Here is a 24,440-nt window from a genome sequence, read left to right on the forward strand (position 1 = left end):
TCATTATTTTTCTTATCTTTAATTTGGCCTACTGATGTAGTATTTTAGCAATCAAATGGAAAATACCTCGAATCATCCACCATAATAGTTGTCCAATGATTTCCATGACATCAAATAAATCCAATAGCCAATCCCATTTTCTCTTTTTTCTTTTCTTTTTAATTTTCATACATGATCCTCCTAACAAAAAAACTTAAAGTGGATGGTATAATTTCAGGTTAATTGGATGGTTATTTAAGGTTGGAGTTGCGTTATTATTATTATAAACTATATTGATTTAATAAATTTACTGTATCGAGGTGTATCATGAATATAATGCTTGTTTTGGTTACGCTGATTTTAATTTTTGCTGTAGTTTCTACTATACTATTAACTGGGAAATCCGATGAAAACTACAGCAGTTCCACAAAAAGGAATACGATAAATCTGTCTTTAATTTATGTTGTTATTATTTTGTTAGCATTCATTTCACTAGGAATCTACATCTGGTTAACCTAGTAAATAATGTTTAAATAATATGTTATGATGTTAAACGGAGATGATTAGATATGATTTGGACAATTATTTCAATAATCCTACTTAGTCTATTAAAAATATTAATTACCTGCCTCCCAACCGGCCCAGTAGAATGGTTAATCAGGAAATTCGAAACCCATTCAAAACTTGGTGACGAGAATATCAGCTTGAGCATTGACGGTAGACGTCTCGAAGGTGAAGACAAAACAAAGGTGATTAATGATTTTAACGATGCCATATTTCTAAAAAAACACTATATATATCCAGGCACCGAGGAATTATTTTTAAATCCTGAGAACAGTAACAGTCCTATTTTGATTGAAACAAAAAAAGGCAATAAAGATGTGAAGTTATTTGTGTTCCGATACAAAGATCGTGTTGATGTAGTAAAGCAGGTTAAAAAGAAATTGGTTGCGTATAGTCTGATGTCCGAGAATCTTCAAAAGCCTTCTATTTAATTGAAAAAATTCCAAAGAATTAATGGCTCAGTAAAGTTTACTGGGCCTTTTCTTATACCTAAATCAAATAATTCTTTTCCTACCCTTTTTTTGCTGAATATAACAATATGCTTTCAACGGACATGGTATGGTACACTAGTAGGTACAAAAGTATGAGATAACATAAGAGGTGGCAAGCTTGAAAACAGTTTTGGTGATTGGTGGCGGTATTACAGGATTATCTGCCATGTATGAATTACAAAAATGGAAGGATTTGAATGGAACAGATGTCAGGCTGGTTCTGGCAGAAGAATCCAAACAACTCGGAGGGAAAATTCGAACAATAAAACAAGATGAATGGATAATGGAAGCCGGAGCGGATTCCATTGTAGCACGTAAAATGGAAGAAATGACATTATTCGAAGAACTTGGTCTAGAAAAAGAAGTTGTGTACAATGCGACCGGCCGTTCATTTATCTACACAGATGGTGAATTGAAACTGATCCCGGCAGATGCTGTCTTCGGTATTCCGGCAAGCATTGAATCGTTGGCGAAAAGCATTCTCGTGTCTGCAGAAGGAAAAGTGGCGGCACTTAAGGATTTTTATACAAAAAATGAAACGTTCACTAAAAACGATTCCATTGGTTCCTTTCTCGAGCATTTTCTTGGAACAGAATTGGTGGAAAAACAAATTGCCCCTGTCCTGTCCGGCGTGTATTCAGGGAAACTCAGTGACTTGACACTGGCATCAACCCTTCCCTATTTAATCGATTATAAGGAACAATACGGAAGCATCATCAAAGGACTCGAAGCGAATAAACAGAAATTTAAAGGCGGAGAAAGAAAGTTTCTTTCTTTTCAAAATGGCTTAAGTTCAGTCATTGATGCGTTGGAAGAAAAACTTACTGATGCTGAAATCTTAAAAAATACAAAAGTAATTAAAGTTGAAAAAAACAATAGTGGATATCAAGTGTTTCTTAACAATCAGGAAATCATTGAAGCAGATTTCGTAGTACTTAGTATTCCGAATACAGCTGCCGAAAACTTAATCAATGATCCGGATCTTAAAAAGGAATTTTCAAGTTTTAAAAACAGTTCACTAATTAGTGTTTATGTGGGCTTTGATGTGCCAGACAGTGTCCTTCCAACAGATGGAACGGGGTATATTACGGCACATACAGATGAATTGTCCTGCAACGCCTGTACCTGGACAAGCCGGAAATGGGCGCATACATCAAAATCCGGCAACTTACTTGTTAGACTTTTTTATAAAAACAGCCATCCTTCTTACGCTTCACTAGAGAAAATGGAAAAAGAGGAACTGCTTGAGATTGCACTTGGCGATATTCACAAAAGTCTGGGGATTAGCGCCAGCCCAGTTGCTAGTGAGGTTACAAAATGGACCGATCAAATGCCGAATTATTTGATTAGCCATCCTAAAAGTGTAGAAGCGCTTGAAAGCAAACTAACTGCCGATTATCCAGGAATCATCCTGGCTGGATGTTCCTATTATGGTGTAGGAATTCCAGACTGTATTCAAAACGGGATTGATTCAGCAAGAAAAATCATTCAAATGTTCTAATAGAAAAGGATAGCTTTCCATTAGGAGCTATCCTTTTAACTTCATTTTTTTATTGCGTAAAGAGCATCTGCAAATCTTTTCATTCCTTCATGAATATTTTCTTCATTTTCCCTCGAAAAGGTAAAACGGACGAAACCCTTCTCAGAACCCATTGTGGAACCAGGAACAAAAATTACGCCTCTTTTAATGGACTCTTCTAATAATTGAATTTCATTTACCGTTTTTTTTATCTTGCACCAAATATGAATGCCGCCATTTGGAATGTTAAAATCAACCTCTTCTTTTAAAAATAATCGGAGACTTTCAACTATTTGATCTCTTCGCCTTTCTAATTGTTTAACCAAATTTTTAATATGTGATGTAAAATCAGGTGATTCCAAGAAGTCGTTAGCAACCCATTGACTGAAGCTGGCATGTCCAAAATCAACTTGCTGTTTAGCATCTGATAACCTCTCAATGACTGCTCTAGGTCCAATTATCCAGCCTATCCTTAATCCGGAAGCCACTATTTTTGTTAATGAGCTAATATATAAAACATTCCCATTATAATCCAGTGATTTAAGAGTTTTCATCTTTTCTCCACTAAAAGATATTAAACTATACGGATCATCTTCCACAATCGGAATCCCATATTCAGATGAGATTTCAAGAACCTTTTTCCGCTTGTCCAAGTCCAATAAAGTACCTGTGGGGTTTTGAAAAATGGGACTTAAAAAAATCATTTTAATTCTATGTTTTTTATATAATGAGGTAATTTCCTCTGGTTTTATTCCGTCCTTATTCACTTTTAAAAAATAAGTTTTAATTCCTGCTGATTGAAAAACTGGCAGATTGTAATGATAGGATGGATTTTCAATCGCCACTGCATCTCCGGGTTTTAACAAACATTGAACGACAAGATGCAATGCTTGCTGCGCTCCTGATGTTACTAAAATCGAAGCTGGGTCCGTTTCTATTTCACGAAACTGTTTAACATGGTTGGTAAGAGTTTCTCGGAGGATCGCATTCCCTTGTGGATGGTCATATCCTAAGGATCCAATAAAAGACCGATTCGATGTAATTTCCCTAAGTGAGGTCAATGGAAATAAATCTTGAGATAATTCTCCACTGGCTAGATTGATGAGTTTATGCTCTGCCATTTCTTTATGAATTCTTTGGGTTACAGGCAAGTTAGGCAAAAAGGAACCAGCCTCAATATATCGATTCCAACTTGGAATCCTTTTCTTCGTAATTCCCCAAATGTCTTTACTGACGGTGGTTCCACTACCCCTATTTCGATCGATGAGTCCATTTGATTCCAACTCATCATAAGCAGCGATTACCGTACTTCTGTTGATTCCAAGGTCTTTCGCCAATCCTCTTTCGGAAGGCAAAGGTTTATCGGGAGGAAAAGTCCCATCAGCAATTCCATTCTCGATATAAATGGCAAGTTGTTTATAAATCGGTGTCTTTGATTTTCGATCTGGTTTCCAATCCATTTTGTTTTTTCCTTTTAGTTAAATTTCCACTATTTTATAGTAACATTCTGCTCATTATAAAAAAAGAACCTTCAATCCAAGTTTAGATCAAAGGCTCTGTGTTTTGTTTTTCCTATTCAATTATTAATCAAATCCTCAAACCATATTTTATACTTGTCTTTCAATTAATACCTTGGTTTCTGTATCCAACACATTAACTAAAGACTAGCTCTTTTTCGCGAAGACCAAGCGTCTGTGCTGTAGAAGTATGAATGTCCTTCAGAAGCTCTGGATTTTCCATTAGAGATACACCAAAAGAAGGAATCATTTCTTTGATTTTCGGTTCCCATTCTTTCATGTATTGAGGGAAACATTTTTTGAATACTTCTAACATAACATGTACAGCAGTAGAGGCACCCGGTGAAGCGCCAAGTAAGGCTGCAATGGAACCATCAGCTGCAGTAATTACTTCCGTACCAAATTGAAGTGTTCCTTTTCCGCCCGCTTCCGTATCTTTAATCACTTGCACACGTTGTCCCGCAACTACTAAATCCCATTCCTCACTCTTGGCGTTAGGAATAAACTCGCGTAACTCTTCCATACGCTGTTCTTTCGATAACATCACTTGCTCGATTAGGTATTTTGTCAAGGACATATTTTTTGCGCCTGCTGCCAACATCGTGACAAGATTATCCGGTTTTACGGAAGTTACCAAATCCAACATGGAACCATTTTTTAAGAACTTAGGTGAAAAGCCGGCAAATGGTCCAAATAACAGCGATTTTTTATGGTCGATATATCTTGTGTCAAGATGTGGAACAGACATTGGCGGCGCCCCAACCTTGGCTTTGCCGTATACCTTTGCATGATGCTGCTCGACAACATCCGGATTATTACATACCATAAATAATCCGCTTACCGGAAATCCTCCAATATGTTTCCCTTCCGGAATACCGGATTTTTGCAGTAAATGCAAGCTTCCTCCTCCGCCTCCGATGAAGACGAATTTTGCAGAATGGCGTTCGACCGTACCACTACCCAGATTCCGCACTTTCACTTCCCAAGATCCGTCGCTTGTACGTTTAATATCATCAACACTGTGCTTGTAGTTTAGCTTGACGTTTTTACTCTTTAAATGGTCAAACAACATGCGGGTTAAAGCACCAAAGTTGACATCCGTTCCAGAGTCGATTTTTGTTGCCGCGATTGGTTCATTCCATTTACGGCCTTCCATGATAAGTGGAATCCATTCCAACAATTTTTCCGAGTCATCGGAAAATTCCATCCCTTGAAATAGTGGATTGTTTGACAAAGCTTCGAATCGCTTCTTTAAAAACGAAATATTTTGTTCACCTTGTACTAAACTCATATGTGGTAATGGCATGATAAAATCCTGTGGATTTTCAATCAGCCTGCTGTTTACAAGATAAGACCAAAACTGCATGGAAAGCTGAAACTGTTCATTAATTGTTACCGCTTTACTAATATCTACAGTTCCATCCGGTTTTTCGACCGTGTAGTTAAGCTCGCACAAGGCCGCATGCCCCGTCCCCGCATTATTCCATTCGTTAGAGCTTTCCTCACCTGCACTTGCGAGCTTCTCAAAAACTGTAATTTCCCATTCCGGTACTAATTCCTTCAAGAGAGTCCCTAACGTCGCACTCATGATTCCAGCACCAATTAAAATGACGTCTGTTTTAGTTTCACTGTTGCTCATTTTTATCAACCTTTTCCCCTGAAATTTGCAGAATAGATGCAGGTCTTACACCAAACAAAGGAATGACCTAATCAAACACCTTTCTGTCTCAATAATAAATCTATTACAATATTTATAAAATTAAAAATATCTACTATTATATTATAATTATAAATTGTATTAAAATATAGTAAAAAGTGATAATTCCCTCCACAAGTCCTAAGAATACACAAAATACAAAGCCTTAATCCGGTTTCTTGCTAGTAATTTATATTATTTTAATATTAATAGAAGTTTAATTGACACAAAACTTGAATGATTATAGTAAAATTTATCACTTTTATTATACTCCTTTTTAATGAAATAAAGAAAGGCAGAATATTCCGCCTTTCTTTATTTTGCATTCACATCGGGTTGATGAATTCCGAAAATATTACCCTCGGTATCCATATAGTATCCTTGCCACGCCATTCCAGGAAGGGCGTATTTGGCCAATGAAACCTTACCGCCATTCTCAATAATTTTTGCTTCCGTTACATCATAATTTTCTACTCCCATTGTACAAGCATATCCATTGAGAGGTTGGTTTGTTTCCGGTGGAGCACTTTGACGCTGCATCAAAGCACCATTAATTCCAGGTTCATTTTCATTGCCCGTCACTGCTCCAAAGTAAGGCATTCCTGCATAATCACTCCAATCTTGGAAAGACCAACCAAAAACCTCACCATAAAACTTTTTTGCCCGATCCATATCACTCACATGAATTTCGAAATGAACTAATCTTCCCATGATTTCCTCCTAATATTTTTTAAGATTAAACGTATCTAGGTCCTTAATTTCCAGTTTGTTCCTTTATTTTACATTAAATATGAAAAAAAACCTAATTTTTATTAATGGGTTTACAAAAAAAGAGGCTGTCTCTCAAAATGACAACCTCTAAATTTGGATTCTCTTACTGTTGTTATTCTGTTTTTGGACCTTTAAAGAAAAAATGCATTCCGCGTCCTTTATGAGGAAACAGATCTAACTCCTTCACCTTATCTGCATGCTTGGTCATAATTTCATTGAAAAGTTCGTCTGCTGATTTATTTTTGGTATCTATTCCTAACTTCTCAGCTGCTTGAAAGATCTTTTTATCACGAACCTCATGAGCTATTTGGTTAAAATCCTTATTGGCCGTAGAAATTCCTAATTCTTTTGCCTCTTTCTTTATTTGGGTTTCACGGACTTCTCTGGCGACATCACGGAGATCCTTTCCATCCGTTGAAATCCCCAACTCTTTCGCCTCTTTTTTTATTTGAGTTTCTTGAATCTCTCGCGCAACATCACGAAGGTCTTTTCCTTCTGTTGAAATCCCCAACTGTTTGGCCTCATTTTTAATGGTAGTTTCAAATACTTCTTTCGCTAGTGAATCAATCTCTTTCCCTTTCGTACTAATCCCTAGTTCTTCCGCTCTCTTTTTAATCATGACTTCTCTTACTTCTTTGGCGATAGTCTCTGTATCTTTGCCATCCGTTTTAATCCCCAGCGATTCAGCCTGCTTTTTTATAAACTCAGGATTAAGTCTGAAGTGACCATGACCATGGCCATGAACCTCTTCGGATTGATTTTGTTCAGTTGGCTGTGTCGCTGCAAACACTTGGATAGGTCCCATAAGACCAATCAGGAATGATGGCAAAAAAATAATTCATCAGCATCTTTCTCATCTTGTAACTTCCTCCTAAAAAATGGTTTGAGTTTTACAAATGGTAGGATGCCCATGAATTATGACCAAACTATGAACAAATTATTAAATTAATATGCATTCATTGGAAATTCTTTTGTATTCTTTCTTATTGTTTTACCCAACATAAAAGGAAAGTAGTGATTGATAGCAAACACTACTGGTATTAACACCAATACGGTAATGAATGTATACAACAATCCTTCTACAATTGGATGATTTACAATTGTTTCAATATTTAAAACCGATTGTTGGATCATTAAACTAAAGACAAAGAACACAATTTTTTGATGGAAAGCTAAGTAAACAAATGAATTTTTTCCAATGTACTGAAGGAATTTATTTTTCTTCATCCGTTTAACTACTATCACAAAAGCTCCAATTCCAGAAAATGCTGAAAGGTAGAAAAGAACAATATTTCCTAAACTGCTATTGTAAAAATCGACTCTGTCTCCGGTGAGAACATAATTGAAATAACCTGTGACGATATTTACAATTATCAAAAAAACAAAAGTAGTTAAATGATTAAATCTTTTAAAACTTTTATTGTATTCCTTGTATAAAAAACCTGCACCATAAAATCCAACGCTAATCATCGCTACATCTACATTCCATGGCAGTGGTTCTCCCACCGTCTTGTTATAAATACATCCAATAACGGAACTTACTAGCAGCAAGAACCCAATTAGCTTTTTCGTTTTTCCAACTTTTGTAATAAAATAAAAAAGGAATTCCGTACAGAATAAACAGGCAACAAACCATAATGCACCAGTATGAACTGTCCAGATCGATTTTCTTTCTGCTATGACAGAACCTAATAATGGGGTTAATAGATTGTTATCATAGTTTACAAGTCCCAAGTGATTTAAAAGTAAAAACCAAAGGTACACTACAATTGAAAAAGTCAAATACGGTAGAATTAATGACTTTGTCCTTTTGGCTAAAAACACTTTTAGGTTTGGAAACTTAGCTTTATTATATAAATATCCTGATAGAAAAAAGAATAACGGCATATGGAAGGTATAAATATAAGTTTTTAGAGGAGTTGGAATATCTGCATGCCCTAGCATAACCAGCAGCATGCCTAATCCTTTACCGATATCTAACCAATCTAGTCTCTTCTTCATCGTTTCCCCTCTCTTCTCTTAAAATTTGAGGTTGACTGGTTTTAAGAATGATTCCTCAATAAACTGACGAGTATGAGTATAGTACGACTTTCTTAATTGAAGCTTAAAATAAAAAAAGCCGTAATCAGTTATCCTGAATAACGGCTTTGTTTCTTTTATTTATTAGAAAACGATCGTCTTATTTTGATGAACGATAATTCGATCCTCAACATGCCATTTTACGGCACGAGCCAGCACGCTGCGTTCAATTCTCCGTCCAATCTTTTTAAGACTTTCGACATTATCGTGATGACCTACCCTGCTAATATCCTGTTCGATAATCGGTCCTTCATCAAGATCATTGGTCACATAATGTGAAGTAGCACCAATTAATTTTACTCCGCGGGCAAAGGCGCGTTCATATGGTCTTGCTCCTACAAAGGCAGGTAAAAACGAATGGTGAATGTTAATAATTTTATTTGGATTTTCCTTAATAAAATTCGGTGTTAGAATTTGCATGTAACGTGCCAATACGATGAAATCAATATCATACTCTTTTAAAAGCTTAAGCTGCTCGGCTTCTGCTTGTTGACGAATATCCTTATTCGCGGGAATATAGTAAAACGGAATATTAAGTCCTTCTACAACATCTCTCGCGTTTTCATGGTTACTGATGACAAGGGCAATATCAGCCATTAAATCCCCGCTTTGCCATTCCCATATAAGTTCAAGCAAGCAGTGCAGTTCTTTAGAGACAAAGATCGCGGCTTTTTTAATATTGTACACATGCGTAAATTTCCATTCCATTGAAAAATTCTCCGCAATATCAGTAAACTGTTTTTCCATCTCTTGGGCTTTTTCCTTTAGACCAGGGCATTCAAATTCAATCCGTATGAAAAAGGTGCCTCCTTCAGGATTGGTAGAATACTGGCTGGATTCGATAATATTGGCGTTATAAGAGAATAAAAACTTGGAAATCGCCGATACAATTCCTGGCTGGTCCGGACAGCTAACAAGCAGACGTCCACGATTCTTATTCTGTTCTTGAAATAACTGAACTTGATCTTTAATAAATGCATTCATATCTTAAACCTCACTATCTTGTTTGAAACATTATACATGAAAAATACTTATTAGTTAATAATTATTTGAAAATTCTTTAATATATTAAAAAATATCAGATTCAACTTTGAACCAGGCACTTTGATCTCCTATTATTGTTCAGAAAAAACTATCCTAGTAACCTAATTTTTTTGATTTCACATTTGTAAGCTGTTTGTTTTTCCGATTTCTCCATTCAATGAATAAAAGGTTAAGCCCAATTCCTAGATAGACTGCGAGAGGAAAAGCCAGTGTTCGATCTAGAAAGATAGATAATGGAATGATGACAATCCGAAAGGTGACAAACACCCATGTGATTGCATAACTACGAAGAATCCATTCCTTATGGTCTTTTATTTTTCGCTGAGCCGCTTTGATAACCCCTATTGAAGTCGTCCACAACCAGAAGAAGTTAAGAACAAGAAAGGCAATCGATGACCCCAGGCCGCCAGTGGCAGATAGGCTAAGGTAGGGAACCATTAAAATATTCATAAAAACAGCCACTGCATACACTTTACCAAGCATTTTATGAAGACTTGGATTCTCCCTGTTTAACTTGGTTAATTGGAACGGTCCAATCGCAAGTGAAATCGTCCCTAATAGAATATGAGGGTAGAAAAACCATTTCCACGTCGACACAGAAAAATGAGGGTCTTCCATCTTCCCTTTGACCATTGGAGCATGCTCAACCCCATTAAGGAGGAACATCCAAAAAATATAAATCATAAACAAAACAATTACACCATACATTGCTCCTATTGGAAACCTTCCATATTTCATGTTCTAATCTCCCCCAATTATTTTTTCATAGCATTTATACGGCGCTGATCGTAATGGATAGTTACAAACCGACTGTCGGTATGCTTATTATTTTAAATTCCCCTCATTTGGGGATTAGGTTAAGCTCTTACTAATCACTTTAAAAATATCACTCATATTGACCTGATCCTTTTCATCCGTGGATAAGATTTGTGTAACCCGTATTCCATATGAAAAAGTCATCATCAAGGTAGACATTTTTTCAGGGTCAATATTTGCAGGTATTACTCCATTCTCCTGCCCCATTTGGATCCATTTGGTTCCTATTTCTTTCGTATATTGAAAAATAGCCTGAAGGATCTTTTTTACCTTTTCGTTATCCTGGCTTAATAAATAGATAAAAATTAAATTGCCGGTATCCTGAGGATCTTGTCTGGAGTTAAAAAATTGACTGACCACACTAAAACTTCTATGCTCAGTGGTTTCGGCTTTAATGGATTGTGTAATGGCCTGATGAAAAGTTTTATTCATCTCTTCAATCTTGGATTTCAGAATGAGCCCAAATAATTCATCCTTACTCTCGACATAATGATAAATTGCCCCTTTTGACAACCCGGATCTTTCGATAATGTCCTTCAGGGTGGTATTACGGCAGCCTTTTTCAAGAATAATTTTTTCGGTAATGGCTAGGATATGTTGAAAGCTTTGATTATTGTAAATTGTTGAGTTCGTCATATGAATACCTTCTTTTTTCTAAATCTAGGAGTATTTTTACTGAATATGAGTTAATTTATCTAACTGTATTTTTGCATAGCGGCGATAGACAACGGTAAATAAAATGGCTGCTCCAATGATACTATAAAAAACAAGTTGTGAGATAGCTAAAAAGGCAGTAATAGAAAGTTCATAGACAAGAATGGTCTTCACGATGGCCTCGCCCACTAACGCGACGCCCCAAATAGCAGTCATAATTCTTAGTACAGTGCGGAAATAGGGGATTTCCCAGTTTTTCTGGAATTTGCCCTTTTGTTGAGAGGCATCTTCTGAGGTGAATTTTAGCGCAAAGTGATAAATCAAGGGTTTAGAAAAGAACAAGGAAGCAATGAAAATGAGTCCTAATAAACCGGTGACTATTGATTCCCTTAATAAAATGAGTCTTTCGTTTCCACCGAGGACAAATGCCAGTAAGCTTAAGATGAAGCCGGTTAGCATAAATAGCCCAAAGGCATCGGCTTTTTTATATTTTACGATATGGTATAGATTATCCCCTAGTGGAATTAAGGTTGCAATTAACAAGGAGACAAAACTTGAATAATAGTCTGTGAGAAGATTATAGACTATTACAGGTATGGCACCGTTGACAATCAAACTGACAGCAATCATTTGAATTAATTTCCTTTTGGACGAAACTTTCATGTTTCGAGCACTCCTTTTAATCTTCCATATTTTACAATTTTTATTTTACAAACCGACCGCCGGTTTGTCAATTAGATTTTAAATTTTTCCTTTTATAGGCGAAAGCTTGGGCTTAGAGAACCTCAAATTTGTAATGAGGTTCTCTAAGGTATTAAGATAGGATCTTTTTTGCCCCTGCCACCAAGTCATTTATTAGTTTCTCAGCAGGTATCTCATTTTGTAACAATCTTGTCCCTTGGCCCGCCCATAAGGACATATATTCCGAATTATTTTGTAAAGCGGCTTCCTTCCGAATATCACTCGACAGTGTATTTTGAGTCGGGAACTCAGCAGGCGAAACATTCGCATCCTGGTATGCTTGAATAAAGGCATTCATAATCCCCCTCGCCGGACGACCCGAAAATACTTTCGTAATAACCGTACTTTCTTCCGTGCTATTGACGAGTGCTTCCTTATAAACTCGATGCGCTCCCGACTCCACCGTCGTTAAAAATGCTGTTCCCATCTGAATTCCTTGTGCGCCTAGTGCTAGTGCGGCGACAAGGCCGCGGCTATCCATGATTCCCCCGGCAGCTGCCACTGGGATTGAAACTGCATCAACTATCTGTGGGACGAGAGAAAACGTTCCGATTGTGGCACCAAGCGTGTTTTTTTCAATTTCAAAAGTTCCTCGATGCCCACCGGCATCACTTCCCTGGGCAATAATGATATCTGCCCCCCCTTTCTCGGCCAGTTGTGCCTCCCGAACCGTCGTGACCATTGATGTAACCTTAATTCCTAGCTCCTTGACTTTCGCCATTTTGTCTCGAGGGAGTATACCAAAAGCAGTAGAAATGACAGGTACTTTTTCTTCGATTAGGACCTTAAATTGTTCTTCAAAAAAGTTGTTGGTTTCCACTTGAGTACCCAAACTCTCCATCCCTAGCTTTTCTCGAATCACATTTAGAACTTTCTGAGAGTCTTCCACACCGGCATATTGATCTTGCCAAACCGTACAAAACAAATTTACAGCAAATGGTTTTGAAGTTTGCTCCTTTATTTTCCGAATAGCTGCTCTAATCTCTTCTGGCTGCATATAGGCAGCACCCAAGGTTCCTAAACCGCCAGCGTTCGAAACACTTGCAACAAGCTCTACAGTCGTCGGACCTCCAGCCATCCCCGCTTGGATAATAGGATAGGTAATATCGAGTATTTCGCATAGTTTTGTGTCAAGATGCATTTACTACTTCCCTCCATTCAATTTTTGAACCTTTATTACTACTATCCAGATAAAAAATTATTTGGTCAACCTATATCTTCAACCATATAAAACAGCACACAATATGGTGCTATTTTTCACCTTACATACCAAACTTTTGCAGTCTTTTATAAAAAGTACTTCTTGGGATGTCGACTAATTTTGCTGCTGCAGTCACATTTCCTTTTGTCTTTTTTAATGCATCCAGCATGATATCTCTTTGTATTTTCTCACGTGCGGTTAACTGTTTCTCTTCGTCCTCGATATCCTCCTGTTCCATGACTGGTGGATTGGAAGGATAGTTTATCTTTAATACTTCCATCGAGTTAACTAAAATGTCCATACCTGCATGATGATCTTGCAGCATGATGTTCAAACGCTCGAGAATATTCGTTAATTCTCTAATGTTTCCTGGCCATTCATAGTCTTTTAATCTAGTTAATAAATCGTCTATGTGAACGTTGTTCCAGTTATTCTTTTGACAAATATGCCTAATAAGATGGGGGATATCTTCTTTTCTGTTTCTTAATGGCGGGACATCGATCGGGTACACGTTCAAACGATAATATAGGTCCTCTCGAAAATCCCCGTCTTTTACAAGTTCCAATATGTTGCGGTGGGTTGCTGTTATAACACGTACATCCAATGGAACTTCCTTCGAACTGCCTAGAGGAGTAATCTTTCTTTCCTGAAGCACTCTCAATAAAGCAACTTGCATCGTAAGAGGAATTTCACCAATTTCATCTAGAAAAATAGTTCCCTTATCGGCCTGTTCGAATTTCCCTTGATAGCCCTTCCGTCTTGCCCCGGTAAATGCTCCCTCTACATAGCCAAAAAGCTCACTTTCCATTAGATCCTTGGGAATGGCACCACAATTTAACGAGACAAACGGACCATTCTTTCGCGGACTGTTGTCATGGATTGCCTGTGCAATCAGCTCTTTTCCTGACCCAGTTTCACCTGAAATAAACACGGTCGCATCTGTTGGAGCGACAAGTTTTACCTTTTTTAGAGTGTTTTGAAATGCCTCACTTGTTCCACATTCTCCTTTAAATACAAAGGGGGCTGATGGGATATAAGAAGTAAACAAAGTCTGTCGATTAGACGCAGGCAGCTCTGATAAATAAAGGCAGCTTCCTAATAAGCTTTTGCCCTCTTTTGATAGGATAGGCATCTCGAAATCAATCCTGTACCCGTCTTGTGTAATGTCAAAGAGATACATGCCAATGGACCTTGGGCTTCTTTCGCGAAAAGCTTTGCTAGCCGCTACTATTATTTGTTTTTGATTACATACGATGAAGAGCTGATTTGGATGTGTCTCAGATAATTGAGCCGCTTGTTGAATAAGTTCTAATTCTTTTTGATAGGACCTCCTGCTTATTTCTTTTTCAATTGCATAAGCAACCGAGGTAACCATTCCAAGCATAAAAGGATGGGAATAATCAATCGGGCATGATACATCAATAACCCCCATTAAGTTCCTGCTATCATCAAAGATCGGCGTTGCGGAACAGCTCCATTGATGGGAAGCTACAGAATAATGCTCCGCACCATTAATAATAACGGCTTCCTTAGTTTGTAATGCCGTCCCAATCGCATTGGTACCTACTTCGCACTCGGTCCATCGAACCCCTTCAACAAAATTAATTTTCCTGGCATCATTCAATGTTTTTTCATTTCCTGTTAACGATAGTACATAACCATCTGGATCAACCAATAATGCCATCATACCCGATTCTTTTATCGCTTGATCAATCTTGTTTATATATGGAGAGGCTATTTCTATCAACATGGAATTCTTATCTTTTAAAGTATGTAATTGCTTTTCAGTTAATAAAATCCGGCCTCTATTTAAATATGGGTTGACCTTTTCTTCCTTACAGCGATACCAAGATTCTAAAATTAGGTTGTTTATCCGGGCTGTATCAAGAACGTCCTCTTTGACAAACCGCTTCCACGCATCTAAATATAGGGTAGTATTCATGGAACCTCCTCTAATCATGGCAAAAAATTTCTACATCGATTTGAGATAGATTTCTTGTTTTAAATCTAGCGAAGGTGACAGGAGTATACGAAGTAGTTTTATAGAATGAGGTTAAAAGCACAATTCAATTATAGTAAATCGTGAATTCGCTTTCAACGAATAACTTAGACTGTAAAGAAAATTTAAAAAAATAAACTTCGCGCAACAAACGCGAAGTTTAGCAAAATTCGTAGAAATTTCCGAGAAACTTACTTTTAAACATGTACAGCGTGACCAACTGCACTGAGTAATGCTTCATGGACTGCTTCAGAAAGGCTTGGATGGGCTGCGATGAAATTTTCCATTGTTTCTGTTGTTAATTCCGCATGGAGCATGACAGTACCTTGTCCAATTAGTTCTGTAGCGTGTGGACCGACAATGGAAACACCAAGTATTTCACCAAATTGCGGCTCAATTAATACCTTAACTTTCCCGTTCCGTTCGTTAGCTATAAGCGCCTTGCCATTAGCAGAGAACGGATATTCCCCTACTCGTATATCGCCATACTGTTCTCTTGCCTGTTTTTCTGTTAACCCTACTCCTGCAATTTCAGGAGATGTATAGATACAGCGGGGTACAGCGCGATAATTTACTTGAGTTTCTAATCCGCAGGCATTTAATGCAGCTACTGCTCCTTCATGAAAGGCCACGTGGGCAAGTTGTATACCTCCGATAATATCTCCGCATGCATATATAGTTGGTATATTCGTTTGCATTTGTTGATTAACCGTAATGCCTTTTCTTGAATAATCAATTCCGATTTTCTCAAGACCTAAATGATTCACTCGCGGCTTACGGCCGATCGACACAAGGACGTAATCTGCTTTAACCTCATGCAAACCATTTTCGTTTTCAAAATAGGCTGACTTTTGTTCTGGATTCAATTCCTTTAGTGCGGTGGAAGGAAAAATTGTTACACCATCGCTTTCCAACTGCTTATGTAAAATCAAGGCGACATCTTCATCTTCTCCTGGAAGCAGCTGTTCAGCCATCTCAACAATGGTGACTTTTGTTCCCAATCTGCTATAAATGCTGGCAAACTCGCAGCCTATTACACCTCCGCCGACAATCAGTAAAGACGATGGAATCGATGGAAGCGACATCGCCTGGCTGCTATGAATGACCCAATTCCCGTCAAATGGAGCAAATGGTAATGGAATGGGGTCAGAACCTGAAGCGATGATTACCTTGTCCGCTGTTACCTCTACTGGTTTCCCGCCAGTATCAACCCTTATAACACGATCAGTGACGAAAGAGCCAGCACCTTTAATGACTTTTACTTTATTTTTCCTCATTAAATATTGAATTCCTTGTACAAGTGTGGAAACAATATTATTTTTACGAAGCAGGACAGTGTTCCAATCAATCTCTAATTGTCCAGACGGAATCCGTATTCCAAATTCACCCGCATGCTTAACCTTACTGTATACCTCAGCACTTTCTAAAAGTGACTTTGTGGGCATACATCCTTCATTTAAACAAGTCCCACCGAGTGGTCCTTGATCAATAATGGTGACTTCCTGATCCTGCTGGGCTGCAGTAATTGCAGCCACATATCCAGCAGGTCCACCACCAATAATGGCAATCGATGCCAACGCAATCCCTTCTTCCTATAAAAGCATAGTTATTGGCTCTTCTAAATACTGTTTCACCGTTTGTAAAAACGCTGCAGCCGGAGCTCCATCCAGCACGCGGTGGTCAAAGGTCAGGCTGAGCGGAAGAATGCTTCTTCTTTCTACCATATCACCCACAAAACTTGGTGTGTCATAAACAGCCCCTACACCTAGAATTCCTGTTTCAGGTGGATTTAAGACTGGTGTAAAGTGTTCGACACCATATGAACCCAAATTACTTATCGTAAACGTGGAACCTTGCATCTCTTCATTGGAAAGCTGCCCTTGTCTTGCCTTTTGTGCCAGCTCTTTAATACTTCGTGACAAGTCAATCAACTTGTACGTATCCGCATGACGAATAACCGGAACAACCAGGCCTCTATCCAGCGCCACAGCCATACCAAGATGTACAGGCTTAAACAAATGAATTTTATCGTCGATCAAAGTACTGTTCATATGCTGATGCTGCTGAAGTGAAAGGACAACTGCTCGTGCGATATAGTCGGTCAAGGTTAATTTTTGATCATAACGATTTTTAATAGTTTCGCCTGTTTGTTTTTGTAATGCAATAAGCTCCGTTACATCTATTTTCATATTGATAGTTAACTGAGCGGTTTTTTGTAAACTATCGTACATACGTGCGGCAATAACCTTACGGATTCCGCTGATAGGTACCTGTTGAACCTCTTCTTGCAATTCCACCGGTTTTTCTTCTCTTATTTCTTTCTTCTGAATAGATGACTGCTTTAACGCTTCCTGAACGTCCTCTTTGGTAATTCTTCCTCCGGGTCCTGAACCATGGATTTCCTCAATATTAAGGTTAGCAGCCTCAGCCATCTTTTTAGCAATTGGGGAAATTTTCACCCGTTCCCCTGCTTTTCTGGCTGGTATGATTGAATCAACAGGTTTGATGGCAGAAGCCTCATTCTCCACTTCATACATTTGAACAGGGACTCCCGCCTGCCCCACAGTTAGTTCTTCACCAGGTTTCCCAATAAAACAAATAACAGTTCCAGGCGGTACTCCTTCTCCCTCGGGAACAGTAATTTTCAATACTGTTCCCTCTGCTGGAGATTCTACGTCAATTTCAATTTTCTCTGAATTGACGCTCGCAATAGGTTCTCCCTTTTCAACTGAATCCCCGACTCCCTTGTTCCATAAGGAAACCGTTCCTTCTTTCATGGCCATTCCCAGTTTCGGCATGACTACTTCTACTGCCATTTCTTGTCTCCCCTTTCTCTTTACACTTCTAATGGTGCACCTACTAGCTCTGTTACTACCCTAACTACTCTCTCTGGTGTAGGCAAATAAAGATCTTCAAGTGCAGGAGAGAACGGCACTGGAGTATGTGGTGCAGTAATGCGTTTAATTGGTGCATCTAGATAATCGAAACCCTTATCAGCCACAAGTGCCGCAATATCCGTCGCGATGCTGCATCTTGGATTAGCCTCATCAATAACAATTAACCGGTTTGTTTTTTCTACAGAGGTAAGAATTGTTTTTTCATCCAGTGGTGATAGACTGCGAGGGTCCACAATTTCCACTTCAATTCCTTTTGCAGATAGTTGTGAAGCCGCCTCTAATGCGGTATGAACCTGTTTACCGATCGCTACAATCGTGACGTCTGTTCCTACCCGCTTGATATCTGCCTTTCCTAATGGGATTGTATAATAATCTTCTTGAACATCACCTGTCATATTATAAAGTGTCTTATCTTCAAAAAAGATGACCGGGTCGTTGTCTTCAATTGCAGCCAGTAATAATCCTTTTGCTTCATATGGCGTGGATGGAACAACTACTTTCACACCAGGAATAGCCGTAAACAATGCATATAGACTCTGCGAATGCTGGGCAGCCGCTCTAAATCCAGCCCCGTGCATAGTCCGAATGGTAACTGGAACCTGCGCCTTGCCGCCAAACATATAGCGGAACTTTGCTCCCTGATTTAATACTTCATCTAAACAGCTTCCGATAAAATCATTAAACATTAACTCTGCAATTGGTCGCAGCCCCGTAGATGCAGCGGCCATTGCCGCACCCATATAACCTGCCTCGGTAATGGGAGTATCTAGTATTCTCTCACGGCCAAATTCCTGAACAAGCCCTTTAGTGACCCCAAGGACACCTCCCCATGCATCTTCATCTTGTAAGTGATCGACCTGAGCTCCACCAGCGACATCCTCACCCATTAGAATGACATTCTCGTCCTTACGCATTGCAAGTTTCATTGCCTCATTAATGGCGGCTGACATACTCAATTTTCTAGTCATGATTGATTCCTCCTTTTAATTAAAAAATCAGAAATTATTCTTCGGTTCCCATTCGGGGGTTTCTATTAATTAATAGGAAACATAAACATCAGTTAACAATTCCGATGGACTAGGATACGGACTCTCTTCACTAAATTTCACCGCTTGGTTTACCGCTTCTTGGACAGATTCTTCTAACGTGATTAATTCTTTTTCAGCCAAAAGCTGCTCATTTAATAAATGATTTCTAAATAAAAGAATGGCGTCTTTTTCTTGCTTATGCTCTGCCTTTTCATGCTCTGTTTTGTACTTTTGAGCATCGCCCTCAAAGTGTCCATAATTACGATAAGTCACACATTCAATTAGGGTTGGACCTTCGCCGCGCCGCGCTCTTTGAACCGCTTCTTCTGCCGCCTGGTAAACAGCCAAAACATCCTTACCGTCAACCTTAATTCCAGGAATGTTATAACCGATCGCACGATCCACAATGGATTTACAGCTGGACGCATATGAAAATGGTGTTGCTTCTGCATAACCATTATTTTCAGCAACGAATACAACTGGAAGCTTCCAAATGGCAGCTAGATTTATTCCTTCATGGAATGTTCCGTGATTTTGAGCACCGTCGCCAAAGAAGCAAACGCTTACATTGTCTGTCTTTTTATACTTGGCAGTTAGAGCCGATCCGCAGACGAGTGGAAATCCGCCGCCAACAATTCCATTTGCCCCAAGCATCCCTTTATCAAGGTCCGCAATGTGCATGGATCCCCCTTTTCCCTTACATAACCCGGTAACTTTCCCATAAATTTCAGCCATCATACCGTTTAAATCGCAGCCTTTTGCAATACAATGCCCATGTCCGCGATGGGTGCTTGTAATACTATCTTTATCATTTAAATGGGCACAAACCCCAACAGCTACTGCCTCTTCTCCAGCATATAAGTGAACAAATCCAGGCAAGATTCCTTGGGCAAATAACTCATGGACCCTGTCCTCAAATTTACGGATTTCTAACATTTTTTGATACATCCACTGTGCTTTTTCCCTAGTTAAAGCTACATCTTTGCTTTCCAACGTTCTCATTATTTCAACCTCCCTGAAAAAATTGATTACAACTCTTATATTTGCAAGAACCATGCCAAGAATTTAAACCGGACAATATCAACCTTCAACAAAAATGAACGAAGACTAAAAGAGACAAAACGAGACTGATGTCTCGTTTTGTCTCTTTTTGATTAGGGTATTAATTTATATACCGTCCTAATCAGTTGATTTATTTAATTGTTTTCCTTATAATAAATATGTAGAAGGTTACTTTTTGTTCCTTTGTTTCTTTTTGTATATAAATTAATTTGTAGAAAAGAGGTCATTAATGTGAACTTACTAGATTCTAAAGTCATCCAAACCGAATTAGAAAAAGAAATATTTATAGATCAAAGTTCTAACATCGAACTTAGCCATTTTCGTTCTCCCGACAAGAACTTTCCTTTTTATGAAGCGCTTGTTAGCATCGGCATGATGCGGATTAGAAGTAATGATTATTATGGAACTAAAAATGAGGTCTTTGGAATTAGAGTATCAGAGGATTTACAATCGATATTTGTATTTGAGACGGAAAAACAAAATATCTTCGCCATAAAGAACGAAGAAGAAAGACAAGCAGCCATCGAATTAATTGAATATCTATTAACAAACTCAGCTAATTTCAACCAATTGGTAACAACTATGATTGATCATCTTAAACAAACAAACGTGGTCTGTACAAGGGAAATAAAAGAAACAAAAGGAAAACTAGAATTATTAGAGAGGTTAATAACTATTCGTCCTGAAGACATTACCTTTCCAAGTCCAAAAAGAATTACAGCTTAATGGGTTGATGAATCACGATCCTCTATAATGATAAAAGAAATGTTATTAGGGAAAAGCTCTGATATAAATAGGCTTTTCCCTAAATTTATTTTTGCACTCAAATCCTCTATTTTTTCCTCTGCTTTTCTCAAAATTGTATGGCGAATTTTTTACATTTTCATGGTTAAGTCGTTTTTTCTTTAATATTTCAAAAATTAAGCTTTTTAAGTAAGTTATCTATGGTTACAATAAGTATATAGGAGACAAATAATAGCTAAATATTAAAAAGAAAGTGTGTGATTGGATGGAAGAGGAGGCCAACCTTTGTCCGGAGGTTGAAAGATCGTTTGAACTCATAGGAAAAAGATGGACAGGATTAATCATATACGTTTTACTAAGCGGTCCTAAGCGTTTTAGTGAAATAAATGCCCTTATTCCTGATTTAAGTAAGCGCGTGCTGACGGAGAGAATGAAAGAATTAGAAGAGCATGGAATCGTTCTGCGTCATGTGATACCTGAACGTCCTGTCAGAACAGAATATTTATTAACCCAAAAAGGCACCGAACTTGGGAAAATACTTGGACCTATTAGGCAGTGGGCAAACAACTGGATGCAAAATAAATAAATGATTTTCACACCAACTGTTATATTTATAATTGTCGGACAGTTACATTCCTTCAAAAGTAAAAGGGTTAGAGATTTATAAAAGATCTCTAACCCTTTTGTCTTTTTACTTTTAATTAAAGAGCACTTTTCCAATCAGCCGCAAACTTCTCAATACCTTGATCAGTTAATGGGTGCTTTGATAATTGCTCAATTACCTTGAATGGAATTGTCGCAATATGTGCGCCAGCCAATGCTACACGAGTAACATGGTCAGGGTGACGAACAGATGCAGCAATGATTTGTGAATCTAGATTATGAACACGGAACAATTCAGCAATTTTTGCAACAAGTTGAACTCCGTCTTCGCTAATATCATCTAAACGGCCCAAGAATGGGGAAACATAAGTTGCGCCTGCACGCGCTGCCAATAATGCTTGGTTAACTGTAAAAATAAGGGTAACATTTGTTTTAACACCTTTTTTAGTAAGGTATCGGCATGCCTCTAAGCCATCTAATGTCATTGGAAGTTTAATGGTGATATTTTTATCTCCGCCATTAATTTTAATAAGTTCATCCGCTTCCGCAATCATTTGTTCCGCTGTTAAAGCGTTTGGAGTTACTTCAGCAGATACAGATTCTACCTCAGGAACGGCATTTAAGATTTCTGCGATACGATCTTCAAATTTAACTCCCTCTTTAGCAACAAGGGAAGGGTTTGTCGTAACACCTGATAGAACCCCGATCTTATAAGCTTTTTTAATGTCCTCTAAATTTGCTGTGTCAATAAAAAATTTCATGTTAAATCTCCTCCCATAGCTAATTATAAATTAATTTTGATTTTTTTCAACTGTATGTCCACTATTTTCATTTCTTAAAGCGGCTGCCGCTTACCTGTAAAGGTGTCAATCTTTAAAGAACAATAACAAATCATTACTGTCCGGGGAGCCTCATCGGCGCTAAATCTCCTCTGTAGGATCTCCCCAGCCTTTTATTCCCGCAAGAGTCTTGAGGGGCATTCCATTCCCGTCACCATGCTAATAATCAACAATGGACCTGAACACAGCCTACCTATTCAATAGAGTTTTGGTGATATGAACGACATTTTCAGTCGTAAAGCCAAAATGTTTCATGACGGATCCACCATCTCCTGAAGCACCGAATGACTCAATCGAAAGGACATGTCCTTCAAACCCGACATAACGTTCCCATCCTAATCGGATCCCCATTTCGATTGCGACACGCTTTGTTACCGAAGATGGGAGCACAGCCTCTTTGTAATCAGCTGACTGCTTGTTAAATAATTCCCAGCTTGGCATTGCGACGATCCGAACGGAAATATCTTCTTTTTCCAGTTCGGTTTTTGCATTGACAGCCAAGGAGACCTCAGACCCTGTGGCCATTAAAATTACATTTGGGTTCGAATTGGTTTCGGTTAAGACATAAGCACCCTTGGATACTTTGTCTACATTGGCTTTTGTTTCATTAAATACCGGTAAATTTTGACGGCTCAGCACCAAGGCGACTGGTCCTTCTGTTTGTTGAAGAGCATAGGCCCACGCACTTGCGGTTTCATTAGCATCCGTTGGTCTGATTACAGTAAGGCCTGGGATCGCACGAAGGGCAGCTAAGTGCTCTACTGGCTCATGTGTTGGTCCATCTTCCCCAACTGCAATGGAATCGTGTGTAAACACATAGATAACCGGCAATTTTGATAAAGCTGCTAAACGAATGGAAGGACGCAGATAATCATTAAATACAAAGAATGTACTAACAAATGGTTTTAATCCGCCATGGTAAGCCATCCCGTTTGCTGCGGCACCCATTGCATGCTCACGGACACCGAAATAAACATTGCGAGCACCGTATGATTCAACAGCGAAAATTTCTTCCCCTTTAATCTCAGTCATCGTAGAGTGGGAAAGGTCCGCGCTTCCTCCAAAAATGGCTGGCACTGATTTTACAAAATGGTTAATGGCATCCCCGCTGGCTACGCGAGTTGACACTGATTTGCCGCTATCGAACGTTAATATATCGTTGGTATCGATGAGGACTTTTCCTGATATCGCATTGGTTAACTGTTCGCCCAATTCTGGATTCTCTTTTTGATAGGAATCAAATAATTGGTTCCAGCTTTGTTCTGTTTCCATTCCTTTGCGATTTAACTGTTCAATATGGGCTCTGACTTCGTCTGGAACGTAGAAATCTTCTTCATAAAGCCAGTTATAGGCTTGTTTAGTCACTTTACCTTCTTCTGCTCCAAGCGGCGCACCGTGAGCCTTATTGGTTCCTGCTACTTTCGGGCTGCCAAAACCAATTATCGTTCTAATTTCAATCAAACTCGGCTGGTCCGTATTTTCTTTTGCTGATTGGATGGCCTTTGTAATAGCTTCAATATCGTTGCCATCTTCCACTCTTAGATACTGCCAGTGGGCAGATTCTGCTCTTTTCTTGATATCTTCGGAGAAGGAAACGTTTAATTCCCCATCGAGGGAGATATCATTTGAATCATATAATACAACCAGTTTTCCTAGCTTCATATGCCCTGCCATTGACATTGCTTCGTAGGAAATACCCTCCATTAGATCCCCATCGCCGACTAATGCATAGGTATAATGATCGACAACAGGAAACTCTTGTTTATTAAACTTAGCTGCCAGATGGGCTTCCGCCATAGCCATCCCAACAGCATTGGCAATCCCTTGTCCTAATGGCCCAGTTGTCGCTTCAACACCAGGGGTATGCCCGAATTCAGGATGTCCTGGAGTTTTGCTATTTAACTTTCTAAAGTTCTTTAAATCATCCATTGAAACATCATACCCAAAAACATGAAGCATGCTATATAACAAACTGGAACCATGGCCTGCTGATAAAACAAATCGGTCACGGTTAAACCAGTTTGGATTTTTAGGATTATGATTCAAATGGTTCGCCCATAATGCATAGGTCATCGGAGCTGCTCCCATTGGTAGACCGGGATGGCCAGAATTGGCCGCATTGACCGCATCGATAGATAAAGTCCGGATGGTTGTTACTGCTAAGTTCTCAATTGTTCCTGACATGTCAGTTTCCTC

General features: G+C 38.6%; 22 protein-coding genes. 4 read left to right on the forward strand and 18 right to left on the reverse strand.

Features of this window, described 5'->3' with window-relative positions; all coding sequences use genetic code 11:
- Positions 1–28: 28 nt before the first annotated feature.
- The gene (locus V7266_RS09700) at positions 29–169 is read right to left on the reverse strand and encodes a hypothetical protein (RefSeq protein WP_335467687.1); all 141 of its coding nucleotides are present in this window, start codon (positions 167–169) and stop codon (positions 29–31) included.
- Positions 170–548: 379 nt separating this feature from the next.
- Here V7266_RS09700 and V7266_RS09705 point away from each other — a divergent pair, with 379 nt between their 5' ends.
- Together V7266_RS09705 and hemG are read left to right on the forward strand one after the other, a co-directional pair.
- On the forward strand, positions 549–974 hold the full coding sequence (locus V7266_RS09705; protein ID WP_335467688.1) for a YfmQ family protein: 426 nt from the start codon (positions 549–551) through the stop codon (positions 972–974).
- 178 nt (positions 975–1,152) lie between these two features.
- Entirely contained in the window at positions 1,153–2,535 is a 1,383-nt protein-coding gene (hemG, locus tag V7266_RS09710) for a protoporphyrinogen oxidase (RefSeq protein WP_335467689.1), read from the forward strand.
- 41 nt (positions 2,536–2,576) lie between these two features.
- Here the strand turns inward: hemG and V7266_RS09715 are convergent, their stop codons facing one another.
- The 15 genes from V7266_RS09715 to V7266_RS09785 form a co-directional block, all read right to left on the reverse strand.
- The gene (locus V7266_RS09715; RefSeq protein WP_335467690.1) at positions 2,577–4,013 is read right to left on the reverse strand and encodes a PLP-dependent aminotransferase family protein; all 1,437 of its coding nucleotides are present in this window, start codon (positions 4,011–4,013) and stop codon (positions 2,577–2,579) included.
- 193 nt (positions 4,014–4,206) lie between these two features.
- Positions 4,207–5,709 (reverse strand): malate:quinone oxidoreductase, encoded by a 1,503-nt coding sequence (locus V7266_RS09720; RefSeq protein ID WP_335467691.1) that lies wholly within the window; start codon positions 5,707–5,709, stop codon positions 4,207–4,209.
- 372 nt (positions 5,710–6,081) lie between these two features.
- Positions 6,082–6,477, reverse strand: coding sequence for a VOC family protein (locus V7266_RS09725; RefSeq protein WP_335467692.1), 396 nt, complete (start codon positions 6,475–6,477; stop codon positions 6,082–6,084).
- A 172-nt stretch (positions 6,478–6,649) separates the two neighbouring features.
- On the reverse strand, positions 6,650–7,327 hold the full coding sequence (locus tag V7266_RS09730; RefSeq protein ID WP_335467693.1) for a hypothetical protein: 678 nt from the start codon (positions 7,325–7,327) through the stop codon (positions 6,650–6,652).
- A gap of 155 nt (positions 7,328–7,482) precedes the next feature.
- A complete protein-coding gene (locus tag V7266_RS09735; RefSeq protein WP_335467694.1) occupies positions 7,483–8,538 on the reverse strand; it encodes an acyltransferase family protein in 1,056 nt (351 codons plus the stop codon).
- 162 nt (positions 8,539–8,700) lie between these two features.
- Positions 8,701–9,600 carry a formyltetrahydrofolate deformylase gene (gene purU / locus V7266_RS09740; protein ID WP_335467695.1) on the reverse strand — a complete coding sequence of 300 codons (900 nt, stop codon included), beginning with the start codon at positions 9,598–9,600 and terminating at the stop codon, positions 8,701–8,703.
- A 153-nt stretch (positions 9,601–9,753) separates the two neighbouring features.
- Positions 9,754–10,398 (reverse strand): DUF2306 domain-containing protein, encoded by a 645-nt coding sequence (locus V7266_RS09745; protein WP_335467696.1) that lies wholly within the window; start codon positions 10,396–10,398, stop codon positions 9,754–9,756.
- A gap of 114 nt (positions 10,399–10,512) precedes the next feature.
- Positions 10,513–11,112, reverse strand: coding sequence for a TetR/AcrR family transcriptional regulator (locus V7266_RS09750; RefSeq protein WP_335467697.1), 600 nt, complete (start codon positions 11,110–11,112; stop codon positions 10,513–10,515).
- A 36-nt stretch (positions 11,113–11,148) separates the two neighbouring features.
- On the reverse strand, positions 11,149–11,793 hold the full coding sequence (locus tag V7266_RS09755) for a VC0807 family protein (protein ID WP_335467698.1): 645 nt from the start codon (positions 11,791–11,793) through the stop codon (positions 11,149–11,151).
- Positions 11,794–11,944: 151 nt separating this feature from the next.
- On the reverse strand, positions 11,945–13,012 hold the full coding sequence (locus V7266_RS09760; protein ID WP_335467699.1) for an NAD(P)H-dependent flavin oxidoreductase: 1,068 nt from the start codon (positions 13,010–13,012) through the stop codon (positions 11,945–11,947).
- A gap of 121 nt (positions 13,013–13,133) precedes the next feature.
- Entirely contained in the window at positions 13,134–15,014 is a 1,881-nt protein-coding gene (locus V7266_RS09765; RefSeq protein WP_335467700.1) for a sigma-54-dependent Fis family transcriptional regulator, read from the reverse strand.
- 254 nt (positions 15,015–15,268) lie between these two features.
- Positions 15,269–16,648 carry a dihydrolipoyl dehydrogenase gene (gene lpdA, locus V7266_RS09770; RefSeq protein ID WP_335467701.1) on the reverse strand — a complete coding sequence of 460 codons (1,380 nt, stop codon included), beginning with the start codon at positions 16,646–16,648 and terminating at the stop codon, positions 15,269–15,271.
- 15 nt (positions 16,649–16,663) lie between these two features.
- Positions 16,664–17,887 (reverse strand): dihydrolipoamide acetyltransferase family protein, encoded by a 1,224-nt coding sequence (locus V7266_RS09775; protein WP_335467702.1) that lies wholly within the window; start codon positions 17,885–17,887, stop codon positions 16,664–16,666.
- A 20-nt stretch (positions 17,888–17,907) separates the two neighbouring features.
- On the reverse strand, positions 17,908–18,936 hold the full coding sequence (locus V7266_RS09780) for an alpha-ketoacid dehydrogenase subunit beta (protein WP_335467703.1): 1,029 nt from the start codon (positions 18,934–18,936) through the stop codon (positions 17,908–17,910).
- Positions 18,937–19,005: 69 nt separating this feature from the next.
- Positions 19,006–19,998, reverse strand: coding sequence for a thiamine pyrophosphate-dependent dehydrogenase E1 component subunit alpha (locus tag V7266_RS09785; RefSeq protein WP_335467704.1), 993 nt, complete (start codon positions 19,996–19,998; stop codon positions 19,006–19,008).
- 291 nt (positions 19,999–20,289) lie between these two features.
- Between V7266_RS09785 and V7266_RS09790 the strand changes: the two genes are divergently transcribed.
- Complete coding sequence (locus V7266_RS09790) at positions 20,290–20,784, forward strand: hypothetical protein (RefSeq protein ID WP_335467705.1); 495 nt, start codon at positions 20,290–20,292, stop codon at positions 20,782–20,784.
- Between the two features lie 283 nt (positions 20,785–21,067).
- Positions 21,068–21,388 (forward strand): winged helix-turn-helix transcriptional regulator, encoded by a 321-nt coding sequence (locus tag V7266_RS09795; RefSeq protein WP_335467706.1) that lies wholly within the window; start codon positions 21,068–21,070, stop codon positions 21,386–21,388.
- A 115-nt stretch (positions 21,389–21,503) separates the two neighbouring features.
- On the opposite strand, the gene fsa is transcribed toward V7266_RS09795, so the two are convergent.
- The gene (gene fsa, locus V7266_RS09800) at positions 21,504–22,166 is read right to left on the reverse strand and encodes a fructose-6-phosphate aldolase (RefSeq protein WP_335467707.1); all 663 of its coding nucleotides are present in this window, start codon (positions 22,164–22,166) and stop codon (positions 21,504–21,506) included.
- 267 nt (positions 22,167–22,433) lie between these two features.
- Positions 22,434–24,428 (reverse strand): transketolase, encoded by a 1,995-nt coding sequence (gene tkt, locus V7266_RS09805; protein WP_335467708.1) that lies wholly within the window; start codon positions 24,426–24,428, stop codon positions 22,434–22,436.
- Positions 24,429–24,440: the final 12 nt, after the last annotated feature.

The sequence above is a fragment of the Neobacillus drentensis genome (assembly GCF_036965645.1).
GTDB lineage: Bacteria > Bacillota > Bacilli > Bacillales > Cytobacillaceae > Neobacillus > Neobacillus drentensis_D.

Bases quoted from the DNA above. Each gene is read 5' to 3' on its own strand.
- V7266_RS09700 (WP_335467687.1), bottom strand. From the start codon at position 169: ATGAAAATTAAAAAGAAAAGAAAAAAGAGAAAATGGGATTGGCTATTG.
- V7266_RS09705 (WP_335467688.1), top strand. From the start codon at position 549: ATGATTTGGACAATTATTTCAATAATCCTACTTAGTCTATTAAAAATA.
- V7266_RS09715 (WP_335467690.1), bottom strand. From the start codon at position 4,013: ATGGATTGGAAACCAGATCGAAAATCAAAGACACCGATTTATAAACAA.
- V7266_RS09720 (WP_335467691.1), bottom strand. From the start codon at position 5,709: ATGAGCAACAGTGAAACTAAAACAGACGTCATTTTAATTGGTGCTGGA.
- V7266_RS09725 (WP_335467692.1), bottom strand. From the start codon at position 6,477: ATGGGAAGATTAGTTCATTTCGAAATTCATGTGAGTGATATGGATCGG.
- V7266_RS09735 (WP_335467694.1), bottom strand. From the start codon at position 8,538: ATGAAGAAGAGACTAGATTGGTTAGATATCGGTAAAGGATTAGGCATG.
- purU (WP_335467695.1), bottom strand. From the start codon at position 9,600: ATGAATGCATTTATTAAAGATCAAGTTCAGTTATTTCAAGAACAGAAT.
- V7266_RS09745 (WP_335467696.1), bottom strand. From the start codon at position 10,398: ATGAAATATGGAAGGTTTCCAATAGGAGCAATGTATGGTGTAATTGTT.
- V7266_RS09750 (WP_335467697.1), bottom strand. From the start codon at position 11,112: ATGACGAACTCAACAATTTACAATAATCAAAGCTTTCAACATATCCTA.
- V7266_RS09755 (WP_335467698.1), bottom strand. From the start codon at position 11,793: ATGAAAGTTTCGTCCAAAAGGAAATTAATTCAAATGATTGCTGTCAGT.
- V7266_RS09760 (WP_335467699.1), bottom strand. From the start codon at position 13,012: ATGCATCTTGACACAAAACTATGCGAAATACTCGATATTACCTATCCT.
- V7266_RS09765 (WP_335467700.1), bottom strand. From the start codon at position 15,014: ATGAATACTACCCTATATTTAGATGCGTGGAAGCGGTTTGTCAAAGAG.
- V7266_RS09775 (WP_335467702.1), bottom strand. From the start codon at position 17,887: ATGGCAGTAGAAGTAGTCATGCCGAAACTGGGAATGGCCATGAAAGAA.
- V7266_RS09780 (WP_335467703.1), bottom strand. From the start codon at position 18,936: ATGACTAGAAAATTGAGTATGTCAGCCGCCATTAATGAGGCAATGAAA.
- V7266_RS09785 (WP_335467704.1), bottom strand. From the start codon at position 19,998: ATGAGAACGTTGGAAAGCAAAGATGTAGCTTTAACTAGGGAAAAAGCA.
- V7266_RS09795 (WP_335467706.1), top strand. From the start codon at position 21,068: ATGGAAGAGGAGGCCAACCTTTGTCCGGAGGTTGAAAGATCGTTTGAA.
- fsa (WP_335467707.1), bottom strand. From the start codon at position 22,166: ATGAAATTTTTTATTGACACAGCAAATTTAGAGGACATTAAAAAAGCT.
- tkt (WP_335467708.1), bottom strand. From the start codon at position 24,428: ATGTCAGGAACAATTGAGAACTTAGCAGTAACAACCATCCGGACTTTA.